Source organism: Bacteroides gallinarum DSM 18171 = JCM 13658, from assembly GCF_000374365.1.
GTDB lineage: Bacteria > Bacteroidota > Bacteroidia > Bacteroidales > Bacteroidaceae > Bacteroides > Bacteroides gallinarum.
The window spans coordinates 1-9130 of the sequence record NZ_KB894197.1 but is presented as its reverse complement, the minus strand read 5'-3'; the positions used below and the strand labels follow the sequence as shown (position 1 = coordinate 9130).

The following is a 9130-nucleotide window of genomic DNA, read 5'->3' as shown; positions in this document are numbered from 1 at the left end:
ACAGGAAGACGGAAATCCTGTGGATTTTCTTTGGAATACATACGGCAAATGCCGTACTGATGATAGACAAGATCAGGAACAGGACGGTGAAAGCGGCATGATATGATTTTACAGGCAGAGGCAGAAGATGTCTTCAGACTTCTTCCCGAGCGTCATGTCTTGTAGGGTAAGATTGTGTGAGAAATTACAGGAATAGGACTATAAAAATGGCATATGAAGTGAGTATGCTCTATCATCTTCATATGCCATCTTGATTTTTAGGGACATTTACTGAATATCCCTATAGAGGGCTTATAATTTCGATATATTCTATGTGCTTCACAAGAGGCTCACGCCGTAAGGCAATATATAATGCCTTCACAGATTATCTTCCCTGATAATCAATTATTTGATTTTAATCTGCTAATCTGTTAATCAGTTAATCTGTGGCGAACCTCCGTATAATCCGTGGTGAACTTCAGATAAACTTACTACCCACTGTCCGATTCCCGCCTTAGAAAGGCAAATCGTCTTTCGCATCTCCGGACAGGAATTCCGGTGCGGCAGACGGAGCCGGCGGCGGAACCGGTGCACCCGGTACGCCCGGTGCAGGTGCGGCAGCGCTGACACGCTCTACTTTCCATGCACGGATACTGTTGAACCAGCGGTCTTGCCACTGGCGTGCGTCGATGTCGAAAGATACTGTCAGTTCCTCGCCCATTTGGATGTTGAACTGTTCTATTTTATCTGCACCGAATACGTCGAAACACATCTTGCGGGGATATTGCCCGTGGTCTTCTATTACGTATTCCTGTGCTTTCCACTCGTTGCCTGATGCTTTGGAAACTCCGCCTCTGGGCTGGAGTATAGCGATAATTTTTCCTGTAAATTCCATTGTTCTCTTTTTAAATGATGCGGCGAAGTTACAATTTTTTAGGGATATGCGACGAATAAACGGCTGTTTTTTCTTACTATTTCTTTGTCGTAGGGAATTCTTTTTTTAACTTTGTCCGTTAGTTAACAACTTAGTTGAAATTAAAACTTAAATATACGGAATATATGAAATTTATCGTTTCGAGTACTGCGCTATCCAGCCATTTGCAGGCTATCAGCCGCGTGATTAATTCGAAGAATGCGCTGCCTATTTTGGATTGTTTCCTTTTTGAACTACAAGACGGAACCTTGTCTGTTACCGTTTCCGACAGCGAAACGACCATGGTTACTACGGTCGAAGTGAACGAAAGTGATACCGACGGGCGTTTTGCCGTGACTGCCAAGACTTTGTTGGATGCTTTGAAGGAAATTCCCGAACAACCGCTGACGTTCGACATCAACACGTCTACCCTGGAGATTACGGTACAGTATCAGAACGGTAAATATAGCTTAATGGGGCAGAATGCGGATGAATTTCCACAGTCCGCCATGCTGGGCGATAACGCCGTCCGGGTGGAAATGGATGCGCAGGTGTTGTTGAACGGTATCAACCGCGCCGTATTTGCAACTGCCGACGATGAGCTTCGCCCTGTGATGAATGGTATCTACTTCGATATTACCACCGAAGATATCACAATGGTGGCTTCCGACGGCCATAAGCTGGTGCGCTGCAAGACGCTGGCAGCCAAAGGCAATGAGCGCGCCGCTTTTATCTTGCCTAAGAAACCTGCCAACTTGTTGAAGAACTTGCTGCCGAAGGAGCAGGGCATGGTGAGCGTGGAGTTCGACGAGCGCAACGCCGTAGTTACGCTGGAGAGCTACCGCATGGTGTGCCGCCTTATCGAAGGGCGTTACCCCAATTATAACTCTGTAATTCCGCAGAATAATCCGTATAAGGTAACGGTAGACCGCCAGCAGCTCCTGGGTGCGCTGCGCCGTGTGTCTATCTTCTCTTCGCAGGCAAGCAGCCTTATCAAGTTGCGCATGCAGGAGAACCAAATCGTGATTTCCGCGCAGGACATCGACTTCTCCACTTCGGCGGAGGAGACGCAGACGTGCCAGTATGCGGGCAATCCGATGAGCATCGGCTTCAAGTCCACTTTCCTGATTGATATTTTGAATAATATCTCGGCGGACGAAGTGGTTATCGAACTGGCAGACCCCTCGCGTGCGGGTGTTATCGTTCCGGTAGAGCAGGAGGAGAACGAGGATTTGCTGATGTTGCTGATGCCGATGATGCTGAACGATTGATGAAATAGTAATCTGTCATTATTTATTTAGGCACGGATTACACGGATTTCACGGTTCGGGTTTATTGAGAAACCGTGCCAGTCCGTGCAATCCGTGCCTAAAAGATAAATTCGGGACAGGCTATTTAGGATGAAAATATAGTAAATACAAAACTTCATGAAATTGAATCTTAAAAATCCGATTGTCTTTTTCGATTTGGAGACAACGGGAACGAATATCAACTCAGACCGGATAGTGGAAATCTGTTATCTCAAAGTATATCCCAACGGGAATGAGGAGTCCAAAACCATGCGTATCAATCCCGAAATGCATATTCCTGCGGAGGCTTCCGCCGTTCATGGCATTTATGATGAAGATGTGGCGGATTGCCCTACCTTCAAGGAAGTGGCGCGTAATATCGCCAACGATATTGAGGGGTGCGACCTTGCCGGTTTCAACTCCAACCGTTTCGATATTCCCGTACTGGCGGAGGAGTTTTTGCGTGCGGATGTGGATATCGATATGAGCCGCCGCAAGTTCGTGGATGTGCAGGTTATCTTCCATAAAATGGAGCAGCGTACGCTGTCTGCCGCCTATAAGTTCTACTGCGGCAAAAACCTGGAGGACGCCCATACTGCGGAGGCCGATACACGTGCCACCTACGAGGTGCTGATGTCGCAATTAGACCGTTATCCCGAGTTGCAGAACGATGTGGCTTTCTTGTCCGACTATTCCAGCTTCAACAAGAATGTGGACTTTGCAGGGCGCATGGTTTACGACGAAAAGGGGGTGGAAGTGTTTAACTTCGGCAAGTACAAGGGCATGCCGGTAGCGGATGTGCTGAAACGCGACCCGGGGTATTACAGTTGGATATTGAACAGTGATTTTACGCTGAATACCAAAGCCATGCTGACTAAAATCCGTTTACGTGAAATGATGCAGAAATAATTATGGCAAATCCACTGAAAGGAAAGAAAATCGTATTGGGCATTACGGGAAGTATCGCCGCCTATAAAGCTTGCTACATTATCCGCGGGCTTATAAAACGGGGGGCGGAAGTGCAGGTTGTCATAACCCCTGCGGGAAAAGAATTCATAACCCCCATTACCTTGTCTGCCCTGACCAGCAAGCCTGTTATCAGCGAGTTTTTTGCACAGCGCGACGGAACGTGGAACAGCCATGTGGACTTGGGCTTGTGGGCGGATGCCATGCTGATAGCTCCCGCCACGGCTTCCACAATCGGTAAAATGGCGAATGGCGTTGCCGACAATATGCTGATAACCACTTATCTGTCGGCAAAAGCTCCTGTATTCGTCGCTCCGGCAATGGATTTGGATATGTATGCCCACCCGTCCACACAGAAGAATCTGGATACGCTCCGTTCGTACGGCAACCATATCATAGAACCGGGAACCGGTGAGCTGGCAAGTCATTTGGTGGGCAAGGGGAGAATGGAAGAACCGGATGTTATCATCCGCCACCTGGAAGAATTCTTTGCCGCCAAGGACGGTGACCTTGCCGGGAAAACGATAATGATAACTACCGGACCTACGTACGAGAAGATTGACCCGGTACGTTTCATCGGCAATTATTCATCGGGTAAAATGGGATTTGCGCTTGCCGACGAGTGTGCGGCAAGAGGGGCGAGGGTTATCTTGATTACGGGCCCCGTACAGCTCCGGACGCATTATCCCATGTACAGGCGTCATGATGTGGAGTCTGCCGAACAGATGTTCGGGGCTGCCACGGCTTTGTTCGGCGATGCCGATGCGGTAATCATGGCTGCCGCCGTTGCCGACTATACGCCCGAGCAGGTTGCCGGCAAGAAGATAAAACGGGAGAAGACCGGCGATATGTCGCTGAAGTTGAAACCTACGCAGGATATTGCCGCCCGCCTGGGAGAGATGAAAAAAACGCATCCCGGCAAAGTGCTGGTGGGCTTCGCCCTCGAAACCGACGACGAACAGCATAATGCCGAAGATAAGCTGAAACGTAAGAACCTGGACTTCATCGTGCTCAATTCGTTGAATGACGAGGGTGCGGGCTTCCGTCACGATACCAATAAAGTGAGTATCATCGACCGGAACGGCAAGAGAGATTATCCGTTGAAGTCCAAGGCGGAAGTGGCTGCGGACATCGTAGACCGCCTGGCGGAAGTGATGAACGGGCGGTGACTGGCAGTGAGTGGTTTGCGGTAAATGAGCCTGTGTGCCAGGCAGTCTCTATTATTTATCAATTTTCTCAATGTAATAAAATGTTGCGTTCTCTATACATACAGAATTATGCGCTTATCGAAAAGCTCGATATAGACTTCGGTAGCGGTTTCTCGGTGATTACGGGCGAAACCGGTGCGGGAAAGTCCATTATCCTGGGGGCTATCGGCCTGTTGCTGGGGCAGCGTGCCGATGTGAAAGCTATCAGGCAAGGCGCTGCGAAATGCGTAATCGAAGCCCGTTTCGAGATTGCGGGTTACGGCATGCAGCCTTTCTTCGGAGAAAACGAGCTGGAATACGAGGACGAGTGCATCCTCCGCCGCGAGGTCTATGCCTCGGGCAAGAGTCGTGCGTTTATCAACGATACGCCTGCTTCGCTGGCACAGATGAAAGAACTCGGCGAGCAGTTGATTGATGTGCACTCGCAACACCAGAACCTGTTGCTGAACAAAGAGGGGTTCCAACTGAATGTGCTGGATATACTGGCACACGACGAGGCGGAGCTGGACAGCTATCAGTCCCTTTACCGGGAGTGGAGGCAGGCGCAGCAGGATTTGGAAAACCTTGTAGCCTTTGCCGGGCAGAACAAGGCCGACGAGGACTATATCCGTTTCCAGTTGGAGCAACTGGAAGATGCCCGCCTGGTTGCCGGGGAACAGGAAGAATTGGAGCAGGAAGCCGATACCCTGAGCCATGCGGAAGAGATAAAAGCCGGACTGTTCCGTGCTGGTCAGGTGATGAACGCCGATGAAGGCGGTCTGCTTTCCGCCCTCAAGGAATGCCTGAGTACGATGCTGGGCTTGCAAAAGGTATATCCTGCCGCCGGAGAGCTTGTCGAACGTCTGGAAAGCAGCTACATCGAATTGAAAGATATTTCCCAGGACATTTCGGACAAGGAAGAAGAAATCGAATTCAATCCTGCCCGCTTGGAGGAGGTGAATGACCGCTTGAACCTGATTTATACCCTTCAGCAGAAACATCGCGTCTCTACTGTGGAGGAGCTTCTGGCGCTGGCGGAGGATTATGCCGCCAGGCTTTCCGGCATCACTTCCTCGGACGAGCAGATAGAGGAGTTGAAGGCTCGTTGCGATGCCTTATATAATAAGGTGAAGAAACAGGCTGCCGTACTTACCGGGCTGCGCACTACCGCCGCCCGTGAGGTCGAGAAGCAAATGGCAGCCCGCCTGATACCGTTGGGGATGCCCAATGTCCGTTTCCAGGTGGAGATAGGTACGCGCAAGGAGCCGGGCGCACATGGCGCGGATACGGTGAGCTTCCTTTTCTCTGCCAATAAGAACGGGGCTTTGCAGAATATATCTTCGGTAGCCTCGGGTGGTGAGATAGCACGTGTCATGCTGTCTGTCAAGGCAATGATAGCCGGTGCGGTGAAGCTGCCTACTATCGTATTCGATGAGATAGATACCGGCGTCTCCGGCGAGATAGCCGACCGTATGGCGGATATCATGCAGGAAATGGGCGATAGCGACCGCCAGGTTATCAGCATCACCCACCTGCCGCAGATAGCTGCCCGCGGACGTGCCCATTATAAAGTGTATAAGCAGGATAATGAAACGGAAACCAACAGCCATATCCGCCGTCTCACGGACGGGGAGCGGGTGGAGGAGATTGCCCATATGTTGAGCGGCGCTACCTTGACCCGGGCGGCGCTCGACAATGCGAAGGCGCTGTTAGGCATCGTCTGACAACGTGCTGTCCTGCGTTTGTAAAGTAGAGGTTTACAACCGTAGTATAGCTCTTTGGCAGGCTAAAGTAGAACAAAAAAACAAGAAGATACAATGATAGAGAAAAGTGAAATGATTTTCGGCGTTCGTGCCGTGATAGAGGCTGTTCAGGCAGGTAAGGACATCGACAAGATACTGGTAAAGAAAGATATACAGAGCGACTTGTCCAAAGAGCTGTTTGCGGCTTTAAAGGGAACGCTGATTCCCGTACAGCGCGTGCCGGTAGAACGTATCAACCGCTTTACGCGTAAGAATCATCAGGGCGTGATAGCGTTCGTTTCCGCCGTGGCCTACCAGAAAACGGAGGACTTGGTTCCCTTTCTTTTCGAGGAAGGCAAGAACCCGCTGTTCGTCATGCTGGACGGCATTACGGATGTGCGTAATTTCGGAGCCATTGCCCGTACTTGCGAGTGTGCGGCGGTGGATGCCGTTATCATCCCCGCCAAGAACAGCGTTACGGTGAATGCCGATGCGGTAAAGACCTCGGCGGGCGCATTGCATACGTTGCCCGTATGCCGCGAGCAGAGTTTGAAAAATACTCTGCAATTCCTGAAAGACAGCGGTTTCCGCATTGTAGCGGCTACGGAGAAAGGCGATTACGACTATACAAAGGCGGATTATACGGGTCCTATGTGCATCATCATGGGCGCCGAGGACAAGGGTGTTTCTTACGATAACCTCGCGCTGTGCGACGAGTGGGTGAAGATTCCGATGCTGGGTACGATTGAGTCGCTTAACGTATCCGTGGCGGCCGGTATCCTGATTTATGAAGCTCTGAAACAAAGAACCAACTGAATATGAAAAAGAAGATTTTCCTGTTTTTCACTCTCGGGCTTCTGGCTCAGTGGAGTGTAGCGCAAGCCCCCAAATGGGTGGAGAAAGCCAAACGTGCCGTATTTTCGGTTGTAACTTACGGTGAAGATGATAAGATTTTGAATACCGGGAACGGCTTCTTTGTAACGGAAGACGGCGTTGCCTTGTCCGATTATTCCTTGTTCAAGGGAGCGCAGCGGGCGGTAGTGATAAACTCGGAAGGCGTACAGATGCCGGTTGCCTCTATCCTGGGAGCCGACGACATGTACGATGTCATCAAATTCCGGGTAGACATACCCTCCAAGAAAGTCCCTGCGTTGAAGCAGGCTACCGTGGCTCCGGCAGTGGGCGCCAATGTGTATATCCTGCCTTATTCCACCCAGAAGAACCGTTCCTATACGGGCGGGCAGGTGAAGGCTACGGATAAATTCTCCGAGAAGTATTATTACTATACGCTCAACCTGCGCCTGAAAGATAAAATGGTGAGCTGTCCCGTCATGACCGAGGAAGGGCAGGTGTTTGCCCTTGCGCAGAAGTCCTCCGGTGCGGATACCGCTACAATCTGCTATGCGGTAGATGCCGGCTTCGCAATGGCGCAGAGCATATCGGCATTCTCTTTCAGCGACATGACTTTAAAGCATATCGGTATCAAGAAGGCGTTGCCCGATACGGAGGAGCAGGCGTTGGTGTTCCTGTTCATGGCCTCCTCGCAGGTTGCTCCGGAGAAGTATGCCCAACTGCTGGATGATTTCATAGCCGAATACCCCAACAGTGCCGACGGCTATATGCGCCGCGCCACTAACCGGTTGTACCAGTCTAAGGAGGAGGCGTCTATGGACGCAGCCGTAGCCGATATGGATAAGGCATTGAGCGTGGCACAGAAGAAAGACGATATATATTACAATCGTGCCAAATTGATATATAACTATATGCTGGGCAATCCGGAGAAACCTTATAAAGACTGGTCTTACGATAAGGCGCTGGAAGAAATCAGGGAGGCAATCGCCGTCCAGGAGCTTCCCGTGTATGTACAGACGGAAGGAGATATTCTGTTTGCGAAACAGGACTATCCGGCAGCCCTGGCTTGCTACGAAAAGGTCAACCAGTCCAACCTGGTATCGGCGGCTACCTTCTTCAGTGCAGCCAAGACCAAGGAGCTGATGAAGGCGCCTGCCGAAGAGATACTGGCGCTTATGGACAGTTGCGTGGCACGCTTCAGCGAACCCTACACGGAAGAAGCCGCCCCATACCTGCTGGAACGCGCCCAGGCACGTATGAACGCAAACCAGGCACGCGCCGCCATGCTCGACTATGACGCTTATTACAAGACGGTGAACGGCAAGGTGAACGACGTATTCTATTACTATCGCGAGCAGGCAGCCTTGAAAGCCAAGCAGTACCAGCGCGCGCTGAACGATATGGAGAAAGCTATCGAGCTAAGCCCGAAAGATTTGACTTACCGTGCTGAGCTCGCCGTAGTCAATATCCGTGTGGGGCGCAACGAGGAGGCACTGAAAGTATTGCAGGATGCATTGGCAATCGACCCCAAGTATGCCGAGGCTTACCGCCTCATGGGTATTGCACAGTTGCAGATGAAGAAAAAAGCGGAAGCCTGCGAGAGCTTCGCCAAGGCGAAAGAGCTGGGCGACCCGAATGTGGACGAGCTGATTGAGAAACATTGCAAATAAGGCGGTATAAGTAAAAAATAAAGGCTCTGCTTTCGCAAGCGGAGCCTTTATGTGGGAAAACTTCCCCGTGCTAAAATAAAAGTTAAGTCTAGGTATTAACAGGTTATGAGTGAACTTTTCTTTTGTGTATTCGTATAGTAAATGCACGGTTCTTAGGAATACTGCATGGACTTCCTGATTTTTTTTGAGAATATTGTAAAGAAAGGTGCGATATATTTGATTATGAACGAATAAAAGAGGGACATTCAGTAAATAATATAAAATCAGCCAACTAATTCATACACAAAATATTGCGAATTAGCTGGCTTTTTTGTATCTTTAGGTATTCCCCCGCAAATAAGGTTTGAAGGCCAAAACGGGGGAAATTCCCCGACTAAGATATGGCTAAGATACAAAATATTTCCGAAATTCACCCAACTTTGGGCTTCACAGAATTTGATGTTCTGGAAAAATACCGCAAAAGTTTTAATGAGAGTGAGCTTGGCAGGCTTCACTCAGTGTTCCCGTTTGAACGCATGGCAAAAGCCGCAGG

7 protein-coding genes and 1 pseudogene are annotated in these 9130 nt (G+C 50.1%); 7 read left to right on the top strand and 1 reads right to left on the bottom strand.

Annotated elements, in window-relative coordinates:
* Positions 1-493 precede the first annotated feature (493 nt).
* The gene (locus tag C233_RS0121640; RefSeq protein ID WP_018669560.1) at positions 494-874 is read right to left on the bottom strand and encodes a DUF3127 domain-containing protein; all 381 of its coding nucleotides are present in this window, start codon (positions 872-874) and stop codon (positions 494-496) included.
* 164 nt (positions 875-1038) lie between these two features.
* On the opposite strand from C233_RS0121640, the gene dnaN reads away from it, so the two are divergent.
* The 7 genes and pseudogenes from dnaN to C233_RS0121600 all read left to right on the top strand — a co-directional run.
* Complete coding sequence (dnaN, locus tag C233_RS0121635; protein WP_018669559.1) at positions 1039-2163, top strand: DNA polymerase III subunit beta; 1125 nt, start codon at positions 1039-1041, stop codon at positions 2161-2163.
* A gap of 156 nt (positions 2164-2319) precedes the next feature.
* Positions 2320-3090 carry a 3'-5' exonuclease gene (locus tag C233_RS0121625; RefSeq protein WP_018669558.1) on the top strand — a complete coding sequence of 257 codons (771 nt, stop codon included), beginning with the start codon at positions 2320-2322 and terminating at the stop codon, positions 3088-3090.
* Positions 3091-3092: 2 nt separating this feature from the next.
* Positions 3093-4316, top strand: a complete 1224-nt coding sequence (gene coaBC, locus C233_RS0121620; protein ID WP_018669557.1) for a bifunctional phosphopantothenoylcysteine decarboxylase/phosphopantothenate--cysteine ligase CoaBC — start codon at positions 3093-3095, stop codon at positions 4314-4316.
* 80 nt (positions 4317-4396) lie between these two features.
* Positions 4397-6058 (top strand): DNA repair protein RecN, encoded by a 1662-nt coding sequence (recN, locus tag C233_RS0121615; RefSeq protein WP_018669556.1) that lies wholly within the window; start codon positions 4397-4399, stop codon positions 6056-6058.
* Positions 6059-6151: 93 nt separating this feature from the next.
* Complete coding sequence (gene rlmB, locus C233_RS0121610) at positions 6152-6892, top strand: 23S rRNA (guanosine(2251)-2'-O)-methyltransferase RlmB (protein ID WP_018669555.1); 741 nt, start codon at positions 6152-6154, stop codon at positions 6890-6892.
* Between the two features lie 2 nt (positions 6893-6894).
* Positions 6895-8598 (top strand): serine protease, encoded by a 1704-nt coding sequence (locus C233_RS0121605; RefSeq protein WP_018669554.1) that lies wholly within the window; start codon positions 6895-6897, stop codon positions 8596-8598.
* Positions 8599-8978: 380 nt separating this feature from the next.
* Positions 8979-9130: pseudogene (locus C233_RS0121600) on the top strand (DDE transposase); the annotation flags it as partial.